The organism is Marinobacter sp. es.042, assembly GCF_900188315.1.
GTDB lineage: Bacteria > Pseudomonadota > Gammaproteobacteria > Pseudomonadales > Oleiphilaceae > Marinobacter.
This window is the reverse complement of the sequence record NZ_LT897781.1, coordinates 2,010,780-2,032,005: the sequence shown is the minus strand read 5'-3', so window position 1 is coordinate 2,032,005 and position 21,226 is coordinate 2,010,780. Positions and strand designations below refer to the sequence as shown.

17 protein-coding genes and 2 pseudogenes are annotated in these 21,226 nt (G+C 57.6%); 11 read left to right on the top strand and 8 right to left on the bottom strand.

Annotated elements, in window-relative coordinates; translation table 11 throughout:
• Positions 1-8: 8 nt before the first annotated feature.
• Entirely contained in the window at positions 9-638 is a 630-nt protein-coding gene (locus CFB02_RS09505; RefSeq protein WP_157677809.1) for a hypothetical protein, read from the bottom strand.
• A gap of 276 nt (positions 639-914) precedes the next feature.
• Between CFB02_RS09505 and CFB02_RS09500 the strand changes: the two genes are divergently transcribed.
• Both CFB02_RS09500 and CFB02_RS09495 read left to right on the top strand, forming a co-directional pair.
• Positions 915-2,075, top strand: coding sequence for an efflux RND transporter periplasmic adaptor subunit (locus tag CFB02_RS09500; RefSeq protein WP_227519170.1), 1,161 nt, complete (start codon positions 915-917; stop codon positions 2,073-2,075).
• Positions 2,072-5,176, top strand: coding sequence for an efflux RND transporter permease subunit (locus CFB02_RS09495; protein ID WP_088557814.1), 3,105 nt, complete (start codon positions 2,072-2,074; stop codon positions 5,174-5,176). Before CFB02_RS09500 ends, CFB02_RS09495 begins: the two co-directional genes overlap by 4 nt.
• Positions 5,177-5,188: 12 nt before the next feature.
• On the opposite strand, the pseudogene CFB02_RS09490 reads toward CFB02_RS09495, so the two are convergent.
• Together CFB02_RS09490 and CFB02_RS09485 are read right to left on the bottom strand one after the other, a co-directional pair.
• Positions 5,189-5,802, bottom strand: a pseudogene (locus CFB02_RS09490) (DODA-type extradiol aromatic ring-opening family dioxygenase).
• 155 nt (positions 5,803-5,957) lie between these two features.
• A pseudogene (locus tag CFB02_RS09485) lies at positions 5,958-6,194 on the bottom strand (DoxX family protein); the annotation flags it as partial.
• A gap of 26 nt (positions 6,195-6,220) precedes the next feature.
• Between CFB02_RS09485 and CFB02_RS09480 the strand changes: the two are divergent.
• Complete coding sequence (locus CFB02_RS09480) at positions 6,221-6,826, top strand: substrate binding domain-containing protein (protein WP_264753932.1); 606 nt, start codon at positions 6,221-6,223, stop codon at positions 6,824-6,826.
• A gap of 46 nt (positions 6,827-6,872) precedes the next feature.
• Here CFB02_RS09480 and CFB02_RS09475 read toward each other — a convergent pair whose 3' ends face one another.
• A complete protein-coding gene (locus CFB02_RS09475) occupies positions 6,873-7,199 on the bottom strand; it encodes a hypothetical protein (protein WP_088557813.1) in 327 nt (108 codons plus the stop codon).
• Between the two features lie 502 nt (positions 7,200-7,701).
• Between CFB02_RS09475 and CFB02_RS09470 the strand changes: the two genes are divergently transcribed.
• The 3 genes from CFB02_RS09470 (at position 7,702) to CFB02_RS09460 (ending at position 10,738) form a co-directional block, all read left to right on the top strand.
• Positions 7,702-9,093: a fibronectin type III domain-containing protein gene (locus CFB02_RS09470; protein ID WP_227519169.1), complete on the top strand. Its 1,392-nt coding sequence runs from the start codon at positions 7,702-7,704 to the stop codon at positions 9,091-9,093.
• Between the two features lie 89 nt (positions 9,094-9,182).
• Positions 9,183-9,419 carry a hypothetical protein gene (locus tag CFB02_RS09465; protein ID WP_008175874.1) on the top strand — a complete coding sequence of 79 codons (237 nt, stop codon included), beginning with the start codon at positions 9,183-9,185 and terminating at the stop codon, positions 9,417-9,419.
• Positions 9,416-10,738, top strand: coding sequence for a bifunctional diguanylate cyclase/phosphodiesterase (locus tag CFB02_RS09460; protein ID WP_088557811.1), 1,323 nt, complete (start codon positions 9,416-9,418; stop codon positions 10,736-10,738). The genes CFB02_RS09465 and CFB02_RS09460 overlap by 4 nt, the downstream gene beginning before the upstream one ends.
• 135 nt (positions 10,739-10,873) lie before the next feature.
• Here the strand turns inward: CFB02_RS09460 and CFB02_RS09455 are convergent, their stop codons facing one another.
• On the bottom strand, positions 10,874-11,884 hold the full coding sequence (locus tag CFB02_RS09455; RefSeq protein ID WP_088557810.1) for an AraC family transcriptional regulator: 1,011 nt from the start codon (positions 11,882-11,884) through the stop codon (positions 10,874-10,876).
• Between the two features lie 88 nt (positions 11,885-11,972).
• Here CFB02_RS09455 and CFB02_RS09450 point away from each other — a divergent pair, with 88 nt between their 5' ends.
• Together CFB02_RS09450 and CFB02_RS09445 are read left to right on the top strand one after the other, a co-directional pair.
• Positions 11,973-13,586 (top strand): FAD-dependent oxidoreductase, encoded by a 1,614-nt coding sequence (locus tag CFB02_RS09450; protein WP_088557809.1) that lies wholly within the window; start codon positions 11,973-11,975, stop codon positions 13,584-13,586.
• A gap of 58 nt (positions 13,587-13,644) precedes the next feature.
• Positions 13,645-15,303, top strand: coding sequence for an acetolactate synthase large subunit (locus CFB02_RS09445; protein ID WP_088557808.1), 1,659 nt, complete (start codon positions 13,645-13,647; stop codon positions 15,301-15,303).
• A gap of 15 nt (positions 15,304-15,318) precedes the next feature.
• Here CFB02_RS09445 and CFB02_RS09440 read toward each other — a convergent pair whose 3' ends face one another.
• The 3 genes from CFB02_RS09440 to CFB02_RS09430 form a co-directional block, all read right to left on the bottom strand.
• Positions 15,319-16,044: an SGNH/GDSL hydrolase family protein gene (locus tag CFB02_RS09440; RefSeq protein WP_088557807.1), complete on the bottom strand. Its 726-nt coding sequence runs from the start codon at positions 16,042-16,044 to the stop codon at positions 15,319-15,321.
• A 24-nt stretch (positions 16,045-16,068) separates the two neighbouring features.
• Positions 16,069-16,401 carry an SMR family transporter gene (locus CFB02_RS09435; protein WP_088557806.1) on the bottom strand — a complete coding sequence of 111 codons (333 nt, stop codon included), beginning with the start codon at positions 16,399-16,401 and terminating at the stop codon, positions 16,069-16,071.
• A 97-nt stretch (positions 16,402-16,498) separates the two neighbouring features.
• Positions 16,499-17,524 (bottom strand): DUF2235 domain-containing protein, encoded by a 1,026-nt coding sequence (locus CFB02_RS09430; RefSeq protein WP_088557805.1) that lies wholly within the window; start codon positions 17,522-17,524, stop codon positions 16,499-16,501.
• A gap of 1,279 nt (positions 17,525-18,803) precedes the next feature.
• On the opposite strand from CFB02_RS09430, the gene CFB02_RS09420 reads away from it, so the two are divergent.
• The 3 genes from CFB02_RS09420 to CFB02_RS09410 all read left to right on the top strand — a co-directional run bounded on the left by CFB02_RS09420 (position 18,804) and on the right by CFB02_RS09410 (position 21,215).
• On the top strand, positions 18,804-19,145 hold the full coding sequence (locus tag CFB02_RS09420; protein WP_088557804.1) for a hypothetical protein: 342 nt from the start codon (positions 18,804-18,806) through the stop codon (positions 19,143-19,145).
• 951 nt (positions 19,146-20,096) lie between these two features.
• Entirely contained in the window at positions 20,097-20,423 is a 327-nt protein-coding gene (locus CFB02_RS09415; RefSeq protein ID WP_088557803.1) for a hypothetical protein, read from the top strand.
• Between the two features lie 105 nt (positions 20,424-20,528).
• Positions 20,529-21,215 carry a hypothetical protein gene (locus tag CFB02_RS09410; protein ID WP_157677808.1) on the top strand — a complete coding sequence of 229 codons (687 nt, stop codon included), beginning with the start codon at positions 20,529-20,531 and terminating at the stop codon, positions 21,213-21,215.
• The last annotated feature ends 11 nt before the right edge of the window (positions 21,216-21,226 follow it).

The window sequence follows — 21,226 nt, the reverse complement described above, 5'->3', positions numbered from 1 at the left end:
GTGTTGGCTCATTCAGTGAAAGATTTTTGAAGCTCTCGCACAGCTACGCGGGCAAATTCCCGGGTCGCCTGTTCGAGTGATTTGGGATCAACGGTGCTGGAAAACATTTGCCAGATCGCCTTGCCAGAGTCCGTATCGAACAGTGTTGTTCTCAGGATGTATTCCGTCAATTCCTCGTAACGGTCCGGAATTGTCATGGTTTCCATATAGGTCACCGAAGCAAGAGCGCCGATATTTGTTGTTACCGGATTAAAGACAACCTGATTGGGCACATATTCAATCTGGCGGTTTTTCCTGACAAGAGAGACAGTTAAAACACCATCGGCAGTTTGTGTCTGCAGGCGCTCTTTTACTCTCTCCCTCAGGGCGTCTGAATCTTCCCAGGGCAAGGAGGGCGCCGGGCCGTATGGTTCAGCCTGGAATCCCTCGTTGCGCAGCCGGGAAACAAGTGCGGATTCCATCTGCGTCCTGTTGTTTTCCTTCGCACTGATTGCCAGCACCAGAAGATTTCTGGGTGCATCCGAAACATCCGGAGCCTTGCTGATACTTTTTACCTCCGGCCCTGAGGCGCAACCGGCAAGAAACAGAGCAGCAAAGAGAGTCGTCAGTAAGGCGCGGAGGTAAATCGGCAGTGTCATCGGCGGGTCCATTGATAGGGCATCCATAAATGGAACGGTTTTACCCTGTTCCAGCGTTATCTAGACCAAATATAGCAAAGTTTTGAGGTCGTCTCGTGTTCGACGGAAAGGGGATAAGATAACACCTGTTTTTATCCGTTTTGAGAAAAACAGAGCCTTCTGTGGCCTGCCTGAGAAGCTTTGTCTAATCTTATTGCGGGCGTTTGCTATTCCAACCAGAGAGTATCCATTCAAGGAGATGAAATAATGCCGTTTTGTGCAATATGGACAGCAGGATTGAAAAAAGACGCAGCTCTCCTGCTGATGGTATGGGGCGCAATCATCCTGGCAGGCTGTTCTGAGCCTCAGGAGCCAAAGCAAACCAATCCCGTCGCCGTTTCCGTGGTGGTACTTGAGGCCAGTGAAATCCGGCCTTCCAGGGAGTTTGTTGCCAGAACGGCCGCTTCCGCCAAAGCGGATATCACGCCGCGCATAGAAGCGGAAATCCGGGAAATTCTTTTTACCGAGGGCGCAAAAGTCAGCCAGGGCGAACTCCTGATCCGGCTTGAGGACACTCGCGCAAGCGCTGATCTCCAACAGGCTGATGCAGAACTGGCTGCGGCCCGCGCCGAGGTGGATTCTGCGAGCCGAAATCTCAAACGAGGGGAAGAAGTGTCCGAGAAAGGCTTCCTGTCTGCTGCGGACCTGGACAAACTCAAAGACCGCTTCAGCGCAGCTGAAAGCCGCCTTCAGGCTGCCCAGGCGGCCGTCCAGAAGGCAGGAAGTAACCTCGAGTACGCTGAAATACGAGCACCCTTTGATGGCTGGATCGGCCGCCTGAACTATGACGTAGGGGCAGTGGTCGGTCCTACTTCCGGGGCCATAACGTCTGTCCAGGTGACCGACCCTGTCTACGTCGAATTCCAGATCAACGAGGCTGACTTTATCAACTTCCGCCGCCGGGGAGCGGAATCTGCTCAAGCGCTATCCAGATCCCTGGGGCTTTATCTTACCCTGCCAGACGGCGAACGCTATGAGCAGGCTGGTGTGCTGGATTTCGCCGACGTGCAGACGGACGCCAGCACCGGCACCGTTGCGATGCGAGCGGTCTTTCCCAATCCCGACGCGGTGCTCGTGCCGGGCCTCTACGTAACGCTCCGGGTTGAGGGGCAGTCCGGAGAACCGCAGGTGCTCGTTCCTCAAGTGGCGGTTCAGGAAACCATTGAAGGTAAGTTTGTTCTGGTGGTTGATGACCAGAATCAGGTTGCCCAGCATTTTATCCAGACCGGCTCCCGGGAAGGCGCGCTGCTGGTCGTCAATTCAGGGCTCGAAGCCGGTGACCGGGTGATTGTCGAGGGCCTGCAGAAAGTGCGGCCCGGGGTTACGGTCAGTCCCGTTGAAAAACAGATTGATCAGCAAACCGGAGCGCTCATCCAGATGGGTGGGGCTGGCCAATGATCAGCCGGGTTTTTATTCATCGACCGAAGTTTGCGTTTGTTATTTCCATCCTGATCACCTTGGCCGGGCTGCTGGCGTTACGCATTCTGCCGGTCAACATGTATCCGGACATGGCCCCGCCCCAGATCCAGGTGAACGCCTCGCTTCCCGGCGCCAGTTCCCAGGTGGTGGAGGAGGCGGTTATCCGGCCGGTAGAGCAGCAGCTGAACGGCGTGGAGGGCATGATCTATATCGAATCCACGGCGTCCAGCGATGGCACGGCCAAAATCACCCTGACGTTTGAGAGCGGCACCGATACAGACATTGCCCAGGTAAACGTCCAGAACCGCGTTGCCCTGGCGGAACCGTTTTTGCCCGATGAAGTCCGGCGACAGGGCGTGGTGGTCAGCAAGCAGGCTGGCAACATGCTGATGGGTATCAACCTGACCTCCGAGCGACCGGATCTCGACGGCGTCTTCCTCAGCAACTACGCCTCCAATAACCTTGTCGAAGCCCTTGGTCGGGTGCCAGGGGTAGGGTCGGCGGAAGTGATGGGCGCGAAAGACTACAGCATGCGAGTCTGGCTGGATCCCCGCCGGATGGCCTCGCTGGATGTGACCGTTGCGGAGGTTGCCGCTGCGCTCCGGGAGCAGAACCAGATTGTCGCGGCCGGCAAACTCGGCCAGCCGCCCGTGCCTGCGGGCCAGCAGTTTGTCTATAGTATCCAGACCCGGGAACGCCTGTCAGATCCCGACGAGTTCGCCCAGACCATTCTCCGCTCAAGGCCCGATGGCGGATTTGTGCGCCTGAGGGATGTGGGGCGTATCGAGCTGGGTTCCCGTTCCTATACCTCCACCGCGAAACTGAATAACCAGGACACCGCATTCCTGGTGATATACCAACTGCCCGATGCCAATGCGCTGGAGGTCGCGGAGCGGGTAAAGGCCCTGGTCGAAGAGGCCTCAGGCAGTTTTCCGGCGGGCGTGAATTACACCGTCCTGTACGACACCACCGAATTCATTAGCCGCTCCATCAGTGAAGTCATCGTTACCCTGTTCCAGGCCGTCGGCCTGGTGATCCTGGTGGTGTTCCTGTTCCTGCAGAACTGGCGTGCCACGCTGATTCCGAGTATTGCCATCCCGGTCTCCCTGATCGGGACCTTTGCGGTTATGTCAGTGCTTGGCTATTCCATCAACACCATCACGCTGTTCGGGCTGGTGCTGGCGATTGGCATCGTGGTGGATGACGCCATTGTGGTTATCGAGAATGTGGAGCGCATCCTTGCGGAAGAGAAGCTGCCCATTCGTGAGGCGGTCACCAAGGCGATGGCGGAAGTCACAGGGCCGGTAATTGCCACCACACTGGTATTGCTGGCGGTGTTCGTGCCTGTTGCGTTCATGCCCGGAATAACCGGCAAGCTGTACCAGCAGTTTTCGGTCACCATTTCGGTGGCCGTGATCATTTCCTCAATCAATGCGCTCACACTGAGCCCGGCCCTGTGTGTTGCGCTGCTTGGCAGGAGCGGGGACAAGGCCATTGGCTGGCTCCGGCCTTTCGAAGTGGCGATCACGCGAACCACCAGTGGCTATTCAAAGCTGGTTGTGCAGCTCCTGCGCAAAGGGGCGCTCGTTGGCGTTGCCCTGGTGGTGATTCTGGTTGCCGGTGCCGGCCTGTTCAAATCAGTGCCCTCGGCGTTCGTCCCGCCGGAAGATCAGGGCTTCCTGTTCGTGGATGTGCAGTTGCCCGATGCTGCTTCCCTGGAGCGCACGGAAGCCGTGCTAACCAAAGTGACGGACATGGTTCTGGAAGACCCGGCAGTAACGGACTTCATTACGGTATCCGGCTTCTCGCTGCTGGGTGGCGCATCCTCAAACAATGGCCTTGGCATTGTGATGTTGAAAGACTGGGAAGAAAGGGAAGATGCCAGTCTGGGTCTGGGGGCGGTCATTCCCAGACTGTATTCCAGGCTCTGGACAATCCCCGAGGCACAGGTGATGGTCTTCAATCCGCCTCCGATCCCCGGGCTGGGAACCTCATCCGGCTTCGACTTCCGCCTTCAGGATAATCAGGGCAGGGACGTCTCGGAGCTGGCGCAGGTTATGAATGGCCTCATCTACGAGGCCAACCAGAGTGAAGCGCTTTCCCGGGTATACAGCACCTACCGCGCGAACATTCCGCAGTACCTGCTGGAAGTCGAGAGGAACAAGGCCAAGGCTCTGGGTATTGAGCTCTCCGATATCTTCTCTACCCTGCAGACCCAGCTTGGCTCGCTTTACGTGAACGACTTTACCCGTTTCGGCAAGAACTACCGTGTGCTTCTGCAGGCCGAAGGCGAGTTCCGACAGCGCCCCGAAGACCTCTCCCATTACTTTGTCCGCAACCGGGATGGCGACATGGTGCCGCTGACCACGCTGGCCTCGCTCAAACCCGTGCTCGGGCCCTCAAGCATCCAGCATTTTAACCTGAAGCGCTCGGTAACCATCTCCGGGGAGGCGGCACCAGGCTTTGCCAGTGGCGACGCTATTGCGACCATGGAAGAGCTGTCACAGAGCCTGCCCCAGGGGTATGAATTCAGTTGGGCCGGGCAGAGCCTGCAAGAGATTCAGGCGGGTAACCTGGCTGGAGTGATCTTCCTGCTGGCCCTGGTGTTTGTGTACCTGTTCCTGGTGGCTCAATACGAAAGCTGGACCCTCCCGGTGGCGGTGCTTGGCGCCGTGCCGTTGGCTCTTGCCGGAGCTATGGCCGGGCTCTGGCTGGTAGGGCTGGCGAACAACATCTATGCCCAGGTAGGTCTGGTTCTGTTGATTGGGCTTTCCACAAAAACCGCCATTCTTATTGTGGAGTTCGCCATGCAGTTGCGCCAATCGGGCATGTCCACCGCGGAGGCGGCACAGAAAGCCGCTGTCCTTCGCTTCCGGGCGGTATTGATGACAGCCCTGTCTTTCGTGCTTGGTGTGCTACCGCTGGTCTTTGCCAGCGGCGCTGGTGCGGCAAGCCGGGTTAGCCTCGGTATCACGGTTCTCAGTGGCATGGTTGCCGCCACCGTTCTGGGTACATTGCTGGTGCCGGTGTTTTACAAGTGGATCCAGTCTGTTCGGGATCGCCGCCAACCGGCGGCATAGTCCGCTGATAGTTCAGGCCGAATGCCGGAAAACAAAGGCATCCATGGCCAGAACACCGTGTTCGATCCCGCCATCAATCAGCACGCCGGGTTGCTGCTCCCCGGCTGCACCGGCAGCCACCAGCAAAGGCAGAAAATGCTCGGTTGTTGGGTGCGCCCGCGTGGCATGGGGAGCCTCCTCCAACGCTGCTATCAGTTGCTGATGGTCGCCGTCCTGCACTTTGGCACGGACCCAATCCGTGAATTCCCTCGCATACCCGGATGCGTTCGGGTCACCCCAACGAACGTCGTACAGATTGTGGGTAAGGCTGCCTGATCCGACAATAAGCACACCCTCATGCTCGAGTGGCTGCAGGGTCTGGCCCAGCTGCCAGGTTGACTCAGGGTCAAGATCCGTTGGCATCGAAACCTGGAATACCGGAACCGAGTGATCGGGAAAAAGGTGCATCATTGGGGCCCAAGCGCCGTGATCCAGCCCCCTGCCTCCAGCAATGCCAGAGTGGTTCGCGCTAGTTCCGGGTGGCCGGCTGCCGGATAATCGAGGTCATAGAGCTCAGCTGGAAAACCGCGAAAATCGTGAATAGTCTCGGGTGTTCCGGAAACGCCTACCCGGATTTCCGGCGTCATCCAGTGGGGTGAAACTACCAGCACGGCCTCGGGTCTGGTCAGGCGCTTGCCCAACTCGGTCAGGGCCGGGCCAGCCAGGCCCGGCTCCAGTGCGAAGGTGGGAGCGCCGTGGGAAACAAACAGACTCATGATTGCTCCTCCGGGTTGCGGTGGTGTTATCTGGCCGCAATCGCGCGATCAATGGACGCGCGGCCTGCGCCGCTGAATACGAGGGATACGGATACGGCGAGCAAAGCCAGGCCAAACTCGTACCCATTGTTGCTCATGAACAGGCCGTTGCCGATATGAACGCTGAAAATAGCGATCAGCATGGCGAATGCCAGTACCGCGCTGGCAGGGCGAACCAGCAGGCCGATGATCAGAGCCAGGCCACCAAAGAATTCCGCACCACCATGATGTCGCACGGGGCACGCTCAGGGTGAACGCGCCGGTCAGCTTCGGGATCAGCCATCTGGCGCCTTTGTGGGGAGAGTTCCACGCCCGCTATCCGGATGTGGAGCTGTCGATCGATCTATCAGACCGGCTGGTGGACATTGTCGAGGAAGGCTTTGATATGGCCATCCGCATTGCCACACTGCAAAGTTCCACGCTGGTCAGCCGACGGATCACCTCTACCCGGCTCATTGCTTGCGCCTCTCCGGATTACATCGCCACCCATGGCTCCCCAGCTAAACCGGAAGACCTCGCCAGCCACCGGATCATCGGTTATAGCAACTTTACTACCGGCAATGACTGGCCTTTTGAAGGCCCGGAAGGCGCCACAAGTGTGCGGGTGCGTCCGTGGATGTACGCCAACAACGGTGAAACTTGCTGCGGTGCTGCCCTGGCCGACCAGGGCATTGTTCTCCAGCCCGGCTTTTTGGTGCATAAAGATCTCGACGCCGGGCGGCTGGTGGAGCTGATGCCGGCGTACCGTTCCACTGAGCTTGGCGTATACGCCGTCTATCCCACCCGCAAGTTCGTCACACCCAAAGTCAGTGCTCTGGTTGACTACCTGGTTTCTGCCTTTCCAGGTGCCCTGTGAGGTCAGAGAGGGCAGGCGTCCCTGCAGCCCTTACGGTCGGTTCGAATCAGTCATTAAGACAGACTTCCTGGCTGCGGGTAGAAAGGCTTTGCCACTTGGTTTTGTCGCTGTCCCGCACGTTTTCCAAGTAACGGATGACATCGGAAAAATGCTTTCGGGTCGCACCCATCGCCTTAGCTTCTTTGCGGTGCATACCCGAAAGATAGCGTAACGCTTGGTATTCCTGGGAACCTTGGTCCGCTGATTCGCTGATGACAGCCAGGTGGGAGGCGCAAAAGATGTGGGCATTGCGTTTATTGAAATCGACCTGATCGGCCCAACCGCCCAGGCTGTAGGTGGCTAGAATCACGGTCAGACTTGCGAGTATTTTCATGAAGCTTGGCTCCTTTGTGTGAAAGGCCCGGCTTTTAATCGGGCAAAGGGCAGCCGGGCCCGGAGGCCTCGACGTGACGTATTGAACTCTTGGCTGCAGCAAAGCATGGAAGCCAGTGAATTTCCGTAGTGAGGGAGCGACCTCGGAAAAATTGTGAAGCCAATCTCGTTTTACTCACGTTTAAATTTGTAATCAGGCACCGTGCTGATCATGCAAGGCTTAGAGAAGGGCTTTGAGTGCCGTGCCGAAAGGCACAGTAAAACAGCGTGTTACGTTCCGCAATCCAGGCCTAGGCCTGTAACCTTCCATCACAACGTGTATCCCTCCGTAAACGCCAATTTTCTGACGTAATCCCGCCGAAAATTCCGGAACTGGGCCGCATATAACCGAAAACTGCCGCTGTAAGATTCGCTCAAATTCGTCAAATAATTGGTGCGAAACAATGTCACATTGCGGCAAAAAACTAACGAAGCAAGGACTGCTGATTTTACCTGCGGTTGTTATGCTTTCGGGCTGCGGTCTGGACATTTCAGGTGACGAAGACACTGCCACACAGTCCTCGGTCACTGCCGAGCCGACGGTCCAGATTGCCGGCGCAGCGGTCAAGGGCGTCATCCAGCAGGGGCTGGTTGTTGCCAACCGCCTGATTGCGGACAAGGACGGCATTTACGCGCCCCAACGCCAGGCAGCGAAACCGGTGTTGACGGCAGACGATGGAAGTTACGAGTGGCAGCTCCGCGGCAAGGCCGAGGGCTGGGCGCTGGTTGAGCTCACCGCTGATGGTGGTACCCGCATGATCTGCGACGTTGTTCCCCAGTGCGATCAGGCTGGCGGCGCGGCTGTGGCGTTTGGACAGAGCATGCCCCTTGATAGTCATTTCAGCTTACGTGGTGCTGGCGACCTGCGCATGGAAACCGTAAACCTCACGCCACTGACCCACTTGGCTGTAACCCTGGCGGAGCGCAGTGGTGACGGTCTTTCACCCGTTGCCATTTCCAATGCCTACACCACAGTCGAAACCTGGTTCGGCCTTCCGGCTGGCGCCCTGCGTCTGACACCGCCGGATCTCACCAATCTGGATGAGATGACCGGCGTATCCGCTGACGCCATTCAGGTGGCGATTGCCAACGCGGCGTTCCTGGCACTGGTCAACGATAACGCCCAATGGGATTCGATTTCTGATGTGTTGGCTGATGTCAGTTCGCAGGTGAGTGCCAACGGCCAGATCAGCGTTATGGGCGATGGAACCAACGTGGCACTGGCGGATCTGGTTAGCGCCGCCGCATTGCAATCTTCCGAGCTCCAGAACGCAGTGGACTCAAGCGTCATTAGCCAGAGATTGGCCGTTGTTGAACACCGCAATGTACAGCGCTTCAAAACCATTGCCGATGTTAACGAAGAAAGTGATACCGATGTTGCCGGTTCCGGTAACACCACTGACATCTCAACCGATACCAGCACCGATACCTCGACCGATACCTCAACAGGTTCAACCGACGAGCAGGTTGCGGGTACAACTGAGCCCGATACAACGACTGATACAACTACCGACGAAACCGTAGCGGACACAGGAACAGACACTGAAACCAGCGAGCCCGTCACCGAGACGACGCCTGAGGAAACCGCTCCTGCAAACACAGCACTGCTGAGCTGGACCGCGCCGCTGACCCGCGAAAATGGCGAAAGCCTGGCCATGGGCGAAATCGCAGGCTTCGAGGTAGTCTACGGAACCAGCGCTGAAAACCTCGACCAGAGCCTGGCCATTGGTGACGCCTCCGTCGACGAACTGTTGGTAGATGAGCTGACTGAAGGCACCTGGTACTTCGCAATCCGTACCCTGGACACCGATGGTAATCGCAGTCGGCTGTCTGAAGTGGTCTATAAACAGATCTGATTTGGCGGTAAAAGGCAGCGACCCCCACTGGGGGCTTCGCTGCCAGCCTGCTACTATGTGCTGGTCCATTGCTCCATACCAGGTACATCATGGCCGGTTCAGACTACTCCCGCACTCTCCTTGAAGTGATCCCTGACGCCAGAGACGGCCTTACGCGCACTGAAAGAATCATTCTTTACGTCCTGCATGAAACCCAGAAAGAGCTGAAGGGCCGCAATGTCCCGACCGCCATGCTGTATGGCAGGGTGCTGGAATATGTGGACATGAGCGAGGCGGACCTTCATCTCTATCTGGACCGCCTGGGCGTAAAGGGAGACGGGATGTGACCATAGATTTCAGCCCTCTCTATCCCAAGCTGGTCAATCTCATACTCGACACGATCTTCGTGGTGGACGAGTCTGGCCAGATCGTTTTTGTCAGCGAAGCGTGCCAGCGGTTGCTCGGTTACTCGCCTTCGGAAATGATCGGAACGCCACTGCTGAACTACCTTCACCCGGAAGACCAGGAGCGCACGCTGGCTGCTGCGCGCAGGGTAATGAGTGGGCACACCCACACGGACTTCGAAAATCGCTACCTGCACAGGGATGGTCATGCCGTGCATATCCTGTGGTCGGCTCGCTGGTCTGAGGAAGACCGTCTCCGGATTGCGGTGGCTCGGGATGTCACCGCATTGCGACGGGGCGACCAGACCCGCAACGCGCTCTACCGGATCTCCGAAGCAGCCCATGAGGCAGAGACGCTCCGCGGTTTGTGCGACGGTGTCCACTCAATTATTGGTGAGCTTTTCCCCGAGTCCGACCTCTACCTGGGCTTCAATCAGTCGCACTCCGGTCGGCTCAGCTTACCCGACTGGCGCACGAAGACCAGTTGGATCGACTGGCAGGTGGCCCCGGGATCGGCTCTTGAAGACGTCATCCACACCCGAAAATCGTCTATGGCAGTGCGGAATCCGGCGCATCCTGGCTTGGGGATGCACCCTAAAACCGGCTCGGAGGTTGCCAACTGGCTGGGGGTGCCTCTGGTTTTTCACGAGTCCACCATGGGCGTCCTGGTAATTGAGCGTAGTACGGCGGCCGTGTCTTTTGATGAGGCCGACAAGTCGCTTCTGGAGTTCGTGGCAACCCAGGTTGCGACGGTTGTGGAGCGAAAGCGTTCGGAAGAAAACCTCCGATTCCTGGCGCATCACGACGGGCTTACCGGGTTAACCAATCGTTCCCTGTTCTACGATCGCCTGGAGACCGCGTTGCGATCAGCCAGCCGGAATGAGGGGCGGCTGGCGCTGCTGTACCTCGATGTGAATGACTTCAAGCAGATTAACGATACGCTGGGTCATGAAGCCGGCGATGAACTGTTGATCGAGATGGCCCAGAGGCTCAGGGACTGCACCCGTGGGACAGATACCGTTGCGCGGATGGGCGGTGATGAGTTTACTGTTCTGCTCACCGATGTTCATGGGCGTGAGTCAGTTGCGAATGCCATAGCCAAGATTCGCGAAATTTTGAGCTTGCCGGTTGCCATCGGTGGCAAAACGGTTCGCGTTTGCTGCAGTATCGGTTCGGCCGTGTATCCGGAGGATGGTGAAACCGCCCGGCTGTTGTTCAGCAAGGCCGACGCGGCCATGTACGCGAGCAAGCGTGCACAGTAGCGCTGGCTACAATTATGTTGCGGTAAGGGTCGATAACAGCAGCTTACCGTCCTGAAATTACCGTTTGATGCCTGGTCGCTGCTCAACCCCAATTTGCTCAAAGTCGGTTAGCTGGTGCGGCAGGTTAGTCAGTTGTCATACCAAAACCTGCTGCTTGCGCCACCGCACCGGTGGCATGCCCGTCCAGCGTCGGAAAGCCCTGTAAAACGTACTTACCTCGGCAAACCCCAGCGCTTCGGCGATTTCAGGTAGGGAAGCGCTGGAGTCGGCGACCGCCTGCAGGGCTTTTTCACGGCGTACGTCGTCAACCAGCCCATCAAAGGTCTGGCCCCGTTCCCGGAGCCGCCGGGCCAGGCTGCGTTCGCTGATGCCCAGGGCTTCGGCTGCGTCTGCCCGGCGGGGCAGAACCGGTCCGATGCGAGCGGTGAGCCATCTGCGTATTTCCGGCACTGAGGCACTGTTGATGGAGAGGGCGGCGAGGCGGGCATTGGTGTAGCGTTCGTGCACCTGGGCAAGCTGGGGGTCCGCCTGGGGCAGGGGCTGGTCCAGAACGGCATTGTCGATCTGAACACCGCTGAACGCCTGCTCGAACTCCACCGGGCAATTGAATACAGTCTGGTAACCGGCCAACGGCCCTAACCGGGGCTGGCTGAACTGCACCCGGGATGGTTGCACCCGGGTGCCGGTAACCCAGCTTCCGAACCCCACCACTGAGGCCAGCACCGCTTCTATCTGGTGCGGGCTGAAGGCCAGCTGCCCTTGTCTGGGGTGGTAGACCAGCCAGGTGGCTGTGTTGCCGGCAACAATCTGGAAACGCCCACCATCGGAGATCAGCCGCTGGAAACGCTGCACCATCACGATGGCCTCCCGCAGGGTGGCCGCAGATTGCAGCGCAAACCCCACGCCACTGATGCTCATCGGGGAGAACTCCGCTCCCACCTTCAAACCAAAGCCCGGGTCGCCGGTGCAGCGTTCGGCGGCGTGCCAGAGCCGGGTAATATCGTCGATCGGCCAGCGTTCCAGCTCGCAGGCGGCTTCCGGAATGCCGGCTTCTGCCAGCAGTTGGTTGGCGTTTAAAGACAGCCTCTCGGCAGCACCGATTACGGTGTTAACCCAGCCAATGGAAACCGTGGCCTCTAACGTCAATTTTGTTGGCCTCTGAAGTCAATTTTAAAGCCATGGTACCGGTATATCTTTAAACCTGACAACTCATTGCAATCGGGTCGGATGCGATATGGCCAAGGTGATTTCCTCAGACATTCTGGTGGTCGGCGGCGGGCTGGCCGGTATTGTCGCCGCTCTGGAAGGCTTGCGCGCCGGCAAGTCCGTAACCCTGGCAGACCGGGACACGGAAGAACGGATGGGTGGCCTGGCGCTGTGGGCCTTTGGCGGCATGATGTTGGTGGGTACGCCACTGCAGAAACGCATGAAGATTGCCGACACACCGGAGATTGCCCTGGAAGACTGGCTCAGCTTTGGCGAGCTGGCCCCCGACGATGAATTGCCCCTGCAATGGGCCCGTTACTACGTGGAGCATTCGCGCTCCGAGGTCTACGACTGGCTCAGCAACGAAGGCATCAAGTTCCTGCCCGCCGTGAACTGGGTTGAGCGCGGCCGTTTCGGCGATGGAAATCGTTTGCCCCGGTACCATGTGGTGTGGGGCACCGCCCGGGAACTGGTCCGCTGCCTGATGACGGCGCTGCACCGGGAGAACACCAGTGGCAAGCTCACGCTGCTGCACCAGCATCGCATTACCGAACTGGACCACGAAGCGGGAAAGGTCAGCGGCGCCCTGGCCATCAACGAGGCCACGGGTGAGGAAGTCCGCTTCGCGGCGTCGGCCGTGGTTCTGGCCACTGGTGGCATTAACGGCAGCCACAAGGAATGCCGCGCGAACTGGCCGGTGGATCGCCCACAGCCCACCCGCATGTTGAACGGTGCCCACCCCTATGCCGATGGCCGCATGCATCACTGGGTGGCCGACACCCTCGGAGGCCGGATTACCCACGCCGGCGAAATGTGGAATTACGCGGCCGGCTTCCCACATCCGTACCCCCACTTTCCCGGCCACGGCCTGTCCACCATACCCTGCAAATCCGCCCTGTGGCTGAACCATCGGGGTGAGCGTATTGGCCCGGAACCCCTGGTTACCGGCTTCGATACCCACTGGCTGTGCCAGCGCGTGGCCGAACAGGAAAAGCCCTGGACCTGGCACCTGCTCAACTGGCGCATCGCCGCCAAGGAATTTGCCATCTCGGGGGCCGAGCATAATGCCCGCATCCGGGATAAACAGTTCCCCCAGTTTGTGAAAGAGCTGTTGCTGGGCAACCACGCCCTGATTCGGCAGATGCAGCATGAAAGCCGGGATTTCCTGGTGGCGGACAGCCTGACGGATCTGGCCGGCAAGATGAACGCGCTGACCTGTTCCAACGACATCAACCCGGCAACACTCAAGGCCACCGCGGATGCCTTTGATGCCAACTTCATGGCAGGCACCAGCCTCCACGACGACTCTCAGATCCGGATGATCCAGCATGCCCGGGAATGGAAGCCGGACCGCCTGCGCACCTGCAATCCGGCCCCGCTGCAGAAATCCGGTGCTGGCCCTTTTATCGCCATTCGCATGCAACTGATTACCCGAAAAAGTCTGGGTGGCCTGCAAACCGACCTGCAGAGCCGTGTCCTGGGCGCCCACGGGCAGCCGGTTGAAGGCCTCTATTGTGTCGGCGAGGCGGCAGGCTTTGGTGGCGGCGGCGCGAACGGCAAACGTTCCCTGGAAGGCACCTTCCTGCCCGGCTGCATCATGACAGCCCGGGCGGCGGTGCGCGCCATCGTGGCCGGAGGCTGAATCCTGTGGGCAAAACACATAACCAAAACCCCGAACCCGGAAAGCTTGGAGAACAACAATGACAAACGGCGCTCAAGCCCTGATGAAAACCCTGGTGGATGCCGGCGTTGAGGTCTGCTTCAGCAACCCCGGCACCAGCGAGATGCATTTTGTAGCCGCCCTGGATGACGAGCCCAAAATGCGGGCGGTGCTTGCCCTGTTCGAAGGGGTCGCCACCGGCGCCGCCGACGGCTATGCCCGCATGGCCGACAAACCTGCCGCCACGCTGTTGCACCTGGGCTGCGGGCTGGGCAACGGCCTGGCCAACCTGCACAACGCCCGCAAGGGCAAGGTGCCGGTGCTGAACATTGTGGGCGACCACGCCACCTACCACGTGAAATACGATGCCCAGTTGCAGTCGGATATCGAGACCGTAGCCCGCAACGTGTCCCCGGGTTTTGTGCGCACCGCCAAGAGCACGGAAACCCTCTGCCAGGATGCCGCCGAAGCCATCGCGGCTGCCCGCACAGCGCCCGGGCAGGTAGCCACATTGATACTGCCGGCCGATGTGTCCTGGGGCGAGGGCGGTGTGCCCAGCTCGCCCATGGCACCGCCGACACCGGAGCCGGCAGACGATGCCACGGTAGAGGCCATTGCCAAGGCCATCCGCTCCGGCAAGAAAACCGCCCTGTTGATGGGCGGCCACTCCCTGCGAGAGCCCAGCATGCTGGCGGCCGCCAAACTGGCCGCCCACAGCGGCGTCACCCTGCTGGCGGAAACCTTCCCCACCCGCATGGAGCGGGGTGCCGGCCTGCCTTACATCGAACGAATCGCCTACCTGGCGGAGCTCGCCACGGTGCAGCTGACCGATATAGAGCAACTGATTCTGGTGGATTCGAAGGCGCCGGTTTCCTTCTTCGCCTATCCCGGCAAGAAGAGCTACCTGGTGCCGGATACCTGCCAGGTACACACCCTGGCGGCCCCGGACCAGGATATTCTGGCCAGCCTCAACAAACTCAATGACGCCTTTGGTGCCAGCCAGGCGCAGCCGAAGCTCCAGCCCGAGAAGCGACCGGGCCGGCCACGGGGCAAGCTGACTGCCGAGAAAGTCTGCAAAGCGGTGGGCGAACTAATGCCCGAGAACGCCATCATCGTCGATGAGGGCATCACCTCCAGCCTGATGCTCTCAGTGATGACCGCCGGCGGGCCCCGCCACGACATGATCACCCTCACCGGTGGCGCCATCGGCCAGGGCCTGCCCAATGCCGTGGGTGCCGCCGTGGCCTGTCCGGACCGGCCGGTTATCGCCCTGATCGGCGATGGCACCGCCATGTACACCATCCAGGCTCTGTGGACCATGGCGCGGGAGCAACTGAACGTCACCTCCATTATTTTCAACAACGCCTCCTACTCCGTGCTCAATATCGAACTGGAGCGGGTCGGTGCCGAAGAAGCCGGAGAGAAAGCCAAATCCCAGCTGGACCTGCGGGGCCCGGTGATCAACTTCGCGGAAATGGCCAACGGCATGGGCGTTCACGGCGTGCGGGTGCACACCGCTGAGGAAATGGCAAAAGCCCTGGAATACGCCCAGAGAATGCCGGGCCCCCATCTCATTGAAGCCGTGATCCCGGAATCCTTGAGCGGGGTAAAACGCCGGATACTGCCGTGGATGCTGCGCTCACTGCCCAGTCTGCCCCTGTCGGTGTCCAAGGCACTGAAACGCAAGCTGGCGCCCTGAGGCGGGAAGGAAGGGTTAGCCTGTCCGATTGGTGGGGCTGACCCTGTATGCCAGTGCCTCGGCAATATACCGATAACCCTTCTGGCCGGGGTGATAGCCATCCCTGGCCAGAAGCTCAGGATCGGTGACCACCGGGTAGTTCACGTAACGGAAGTCTTCAGGAAACTGGCGCGCCAGACGGATATAGAGGTTATCCAGCTGCCGGGCCCGCCACCCCATCACGTGCCGGAGCGGCGAAGGCAGTGCCGTGAACAGATGCATCGGCGGCACGCTCAGAAGCAGAATAGGCCCTGAATATCTCGGCGCCAGCAACCGACGCAAAGCCCGCAACTGCCGGCGGAAACGAAAGCGGGGCGTGAAGCCCGTGGTGTCGTTCACTCCCATGCTCAACAGCACCACATCTGCCTCTGGCAACTCGGCGGTTTCCAGCTTGTGAATCAACGCCCCAAGCCGAATGCCGTTGACCCCGAAGGTGTGCCAGGCAATGGTCTGGCCCGTGCGCTCGTGAATCTCCCTTGCCAATTGGCTGGCCAGGCCCTGATCATGGGTTTCAACACCCACGCCGGCCGCCGTGGATTCGCCAATCACCAGGACTCGCCTCGCGGGTTCGCCTTCACCATATTGGCCGCACGGAGCGCCCACGGCCTCCGGCAGCCTGGGCGTTTTTCGGCGCGCCTGCTTGCCCTGGTAGAGCAGTACCGGAAAGAGCAGGGCAGTAGTCAGCCAGAAAGGGAGATGCATGGGGGCTCCGGTTTTATAGCCTGGTTAATGAGCGACTGACTTGGAAAACAGATTGATCACTGCAACACCGGTGATGATCAGGACCATACCAATCACAGTGGCGGCATCCAGAGCCTGCCCGTAAATCAGCCAGCCGATAAGTGCCACCAGCACAACGCCCATTCCCGCCCAGATGGCATAAGCCACGCCCACGGGAATTTCCTTCAGGGTCAGCGAGAGGAAGTAAAAGGCAATTGTATAGCCGGCAATCACCAGCAGGCTGGGCCACAATCTCGTAAACCCTTCACTGGCTTTCAGGCCGGTGGTGGCAATCACTTCCGCTACGATGGCAACGCCCAGAAAAATCCAGCTCTTCACAACTTACAGCCCTCATTGGTGAACAACCGCCCGGCAAGATCGAACGGCACTCTGTGGCTGCGGAGTCTATCAAAAACCAGGCCGATAACGCGCGGGCTTATCTCGGCCAGAGCGGTGGCCATTGGCCGTGGAGCTTGTTGTACTGCTCGATCGGTTCGCTGCGGTAGCCGCCGGCATAGCGCTCTTTCACGCTGGGATGCACCCATGTGCGGTTGGTCTCGGGCGGGGGTATCTCGCGCACCAGCTTGCCCAGCAGCTTGTATTTGCCCTTGTATTCATTGTGCTGATCGGCGTCGGCGTGGGTTTCGGCGGGCAGGGAATCGTTGAACACCAGGGCGTGTTTTTGCGCTTCTTCTTTCAACCACAGCAGGGGGATATCCGCCAGTGTGCGACCCTGCTTGTCTGGCTCGTAACCTCCGCCGACGTCCGAGTGCACCCCGGCAAACCACACCTGAGCCAGATCGGTGCCGTCTCGGGGCTCCCAGAGCGTGGGTTCGAAATCCTCCCGATGCTCGTCCAGCGAGAGGGCGTGGCGGGCGACGCGAATGTTGCTGCCGATCTTGCAATCGTAGAACAGGTCCCGATCCTTGATCAGGCCGAAAAAAGTAAACGGCAGGCCCAGGGCGCCCACGGTATCCCACACCCCGACAAACCGGATGGGCGTGCGCTGCTCCAGCGAATACTTCGCCTTCCAGGCCATGGAGTGGTCGCCGTTGGCCTTGTGTTTCTTGGTTTTGTAGAGCTTGAAGGCCTCCTCGATCCGGCTGCCGTGTTCTTTTCGCAGAATGCTGCAATTATTGATCATCCCGCAGAGGCTGCGGGCCGTGTAGGCACCGCGGCTGAACCCGAACAGGAAAATCTCGTCGCCGGGCTCGTAGTTGTGCACCAGAAACCGGTAGCCGTCCATCACGTTCTTCTCCAGCCCGTACCCGGTGGCGCCGGCTCGAAGTGAATCGTGGTAGGAGCCAATGCCCCAGTCATAGAACACCACCTGTTCCACCCCGTTACCGTCGGTAGGCCGGATGGCACGGGCAAATTTCAGAACGTTGGTAGGAAAGTCCTCACCCAGGATTTCCTCCGGGCGGTTCCAGGTGCCATCAAAGCAGACAGCAATGCGTTTCATGGGAGTGACCTCCTGTCAGTGTGTTTCCCTGTGCTCCGCTTATCGAGTGGGGAGCAACCCTGTCCACCGCCCGGTGCATGGGGACGACCGGTACATCCTGTTGGGTGGGGTGTAGATGAGTATCTCAGGTATGTGGGTGCGAGGGTAGTGCAGGGGGGCGCCAGATATTGGAGTTATACGAACGCGTTCGCAAAACTCCAAAAATCACGTGAGAAATGACGGTAACTATCTGATAGGGTTGAGAAGTTAGAAATGGAATGGCGGAGTTATACGCCCATGGCAGGAGCAGGAGTGGCTCAGGATAGGGCGTATAACTCCGGCGGTAGCCGTGGTGATTAGTGCTCAAGATATTGTTTTTACAGAAGAAGTTTGTTTTTTCTTGAGCGTGTTTGAGTGGAGTTTTGCGAACGGGTGATATGCGAACGCGTTCGTATAATTAGCTGTTAAAGCGGTGGGTGAGGTGCAAAGTTTTCTTGCCGAATCACCGTAGGTTAGAGTAAATAACTGTATAGATAAACAGCATTATTTTCAATCTGGAATCGAGTGCAAGAAAACAAATAATGCGGATCGCCGTTGAGCGCTCTCCTTGCTACCCTCAAGAACCAGAGCAGACGCATAAGTCGCGGCTTGATGCGTCTGCTCTGGTTCTTGAGGGAAAGCCGATCAATCCTCGATCGTGGTCGCCTTTGTTGAGTGCCTTCTCGTCTTGGTTGCCCGCGCTGACGATTGGCCTGAGAGCTTCCCAGGGGTGTCTTCAGGGTATGGAGTGGCCTGTGACTAAGAGCAATATGACAGTCTTTCTGGACGTTCCGTTTAACAACACGTTGCACGCGACCTGCGCTTCGCTCCGGCACGTGAACATATTTCGTTAAATGTAAATAATGATGAGTATTTTCAAATTTGAGCCAAGATGGAAAGAAGAATTGGTCGTTACCGGGCCCGGTGGTGCATTTGTTCTTGAGCTCCCGATGGGGGTGCTCTCTGCTTATCTTCCCACGCAATCAGTGTGGGAGCGGAAAGCTCCAACTTGGGCAAAGGATCTGTGGCCTCAGCTAAAGCAGGAGCTAGAAGCTTGGTGTGTCAAAAATAAAGCTCAATTCATCGTTGATGAAACTGCCAGTGTGTACTGATGCACACTATGCTGGCCACACGTAAAAAAATGTTGGTCGCGGCGTCGGTTTTAAAATTTCGGCTTCGCCTTCATTTCAATACCGCAGGTCCTATTTTGTTGGTTCTTTGCATCCTGAACTCTAAGTAATCGTGACAGCGGAATTTGATAATGTCTTTGAAGTCGTCAATTAGGAAAAAAGGCGTCATACAGATAGTTGCGGGTGTCATCGGATACGGTCTGGTTTTTCATTTCGTCCTTCATGAGGGGCTAAACCCTGCCTCGACCAGTTGGAGGGCGGTTGGCCAGATGACTGTGGTTGCTTTGCCTGGGGTTTTAGCCTTGGTAGGAGTTTTACATCTGGTGACTGGCAAGCAGTTCTTTGAATTTGAGACTTATTGGATGAGCCTGAGAGGCTGGCATAGAGGCGTTTTAGGGTTCGGTGTGGTTCTAATTTCGCTTTCAGCAGTTGTCAGCCTCCTCATCGCCGCTGCATACATTGGTGTTATTTAACAAGGCGCTGTAGTACGCGGCCGTTGGCCGCCGGACGCCCTTTACATGGCGGCTTCGCCTCCATTACAAGGGCGCCGCTAAGCTTCGCGTTAAAGCGGTGGGTGAGGTGCAAAGTTTTCTTGCCGAATCACCGTAGGTTAGAGTAAATAACTGTATAGATAAACAGCATTATTTTCAATCTGGAATCGAGTGCAAGAAAACAAATAATGCGGATCGCCGTTGAGCGCTCTCCTTGCTACCCTCAAGAACCAGAGCAGACGCATAAGTCGCGGCTTGATGCGTCTGCTCTGGTTCTTGAGGGAAAGCCGATCAATCCTCGATCGTGGTCGCCTTTGTTGAGTGCCTTCTCGTCTTGGTTGCCCGCGCTGACGATTGGCCTGAGAGCTTCCCAGGGGTGTCTTCAGGGTATGGAGTGGCCTGTGACTAAGAGCAATATGACAGTCTTTCTGGACGTTCCGTTTAACAACACGTTGCACGCGACCTGCGCTTCGCTCCGGCACGTGAACATATTTCGTTAAAGCGGTGGGTGAGGTGCAAAGTTTTCTTGCCGAATCACCGTGGGTTAGAGTAAATAACTGTATAGATAAACAGCATTATTTTCAATCTGGAATCGAGTGCAAGAAAACAAATAATGCGGATCGCCGTTGAGCGCTCTCCTTGCTACCCTCAAGAACCAGAGCAGACGCATAAGTCGCGGCTTGATGCGTCTGCTCTGGTTCTTGAGGGAAAGCCGATCAATCCTCGATCGTGGTCGCCTTTGTTGAGTGCCTTCTCGTCTTGGTTGCCCGCGCTGACGATTGGCCTGAGAGCTTCCCAGGGGTGTCTTCAGGGTATGGAGTGGCCTGTGACTAAGAGCAATATGACAGTCTTTCTGGACGTTCCGTTTAACAACACGTTGCACGCGACCTGCGCTTCGCTCCGGCACGTGAACATATTTCGTTAGGTCATCGTATGAAGAAGCTGTTTTTTTGGTTGTTCATTCTTTTCTTCGTGTTTGCGCAGTCCTACTTTATCTATGCGCTAAACCAACCGGAGGCTGCCAAGTCATTTACGCAACTCTGGTATAGCTTTGGCGTAGAGCAAACGGCCTATTCGCAGTTCGTTTTCCGTACGATTCAGTGGTGGGTGGTATTGCCTGTTTTATGTCTAGGCTTGGCCTTTTCAGCACTGTTCCGCGCAACCAAATGGTTGCCATTGGCCGCAATTTCCGTGAGCTTCGCGGGTACAGTGGCTCTTTATTGGTCTGCGTATGCACCAGCATTGCTCGTACATGTTTAGACCTAACAAGGCCATTAAGGTTGTTCCGGGCCGATGGCCGTCCACCGGATGCCCTTGTCAGGGCACCGCTTAGCTTGGCGTTAGCCAGAACCGAGGTGAAGGTTTTTGAAAGTCGCTCTAGCAATGATCATATCCGCAATTGCCTTGGTTGCGTTTCTATCGTATCTGACCGACCGGGTTACGGACGATGAAAGGTTTGCTCACTTTGAAGAAGCATGTCGCGACGCTAAGGAACAAGTCTTTTCGCAGGTCAGTTCTAACAGCATTGCTTTAGAGTATTACCCCGTTTCGGGTGTAATCGAGCAAGATTACTATCCAACAAAATTGGCTTCTAAGCTCTTGAGCGAGCCGGAAAGGTTTCAAACCGTACAACTTTTATTTAGCAGCGATGATTTGAGTTCCTCAAGACCACGGAATAATTTATTTTGCGAAGGAAGCTTTATTATCTCTGCAACCAAAAAAGATCAGCTTAAGCTGGGGCTGTGCGGCATGGTTGGAGGAAAAGAACATTATCGGCAACGCCAAAGCAAAACCGATGTGTCTGATGTCGTTATTCGATACCGGTATGGACCTCGAAATAAATACGACGTGAGGAAATTTATTTTCCTTATCGAAGACTATAAAAACGGTGAGCTTTTGGCGCTACAGAGCAGTTTCCAACTTTTGATGGGCCAAATGGCAGAGAAAGAAAATCGGGTTTGGCTTGGCTGGGGCGCTGCAGAAGGAGCTCGCAATTGTCAGCTCAGCCCTCCGAAAGATTTTGTGCTGTCTGTTGTGGCACCCAATGGCTAACAAGGCCAGGT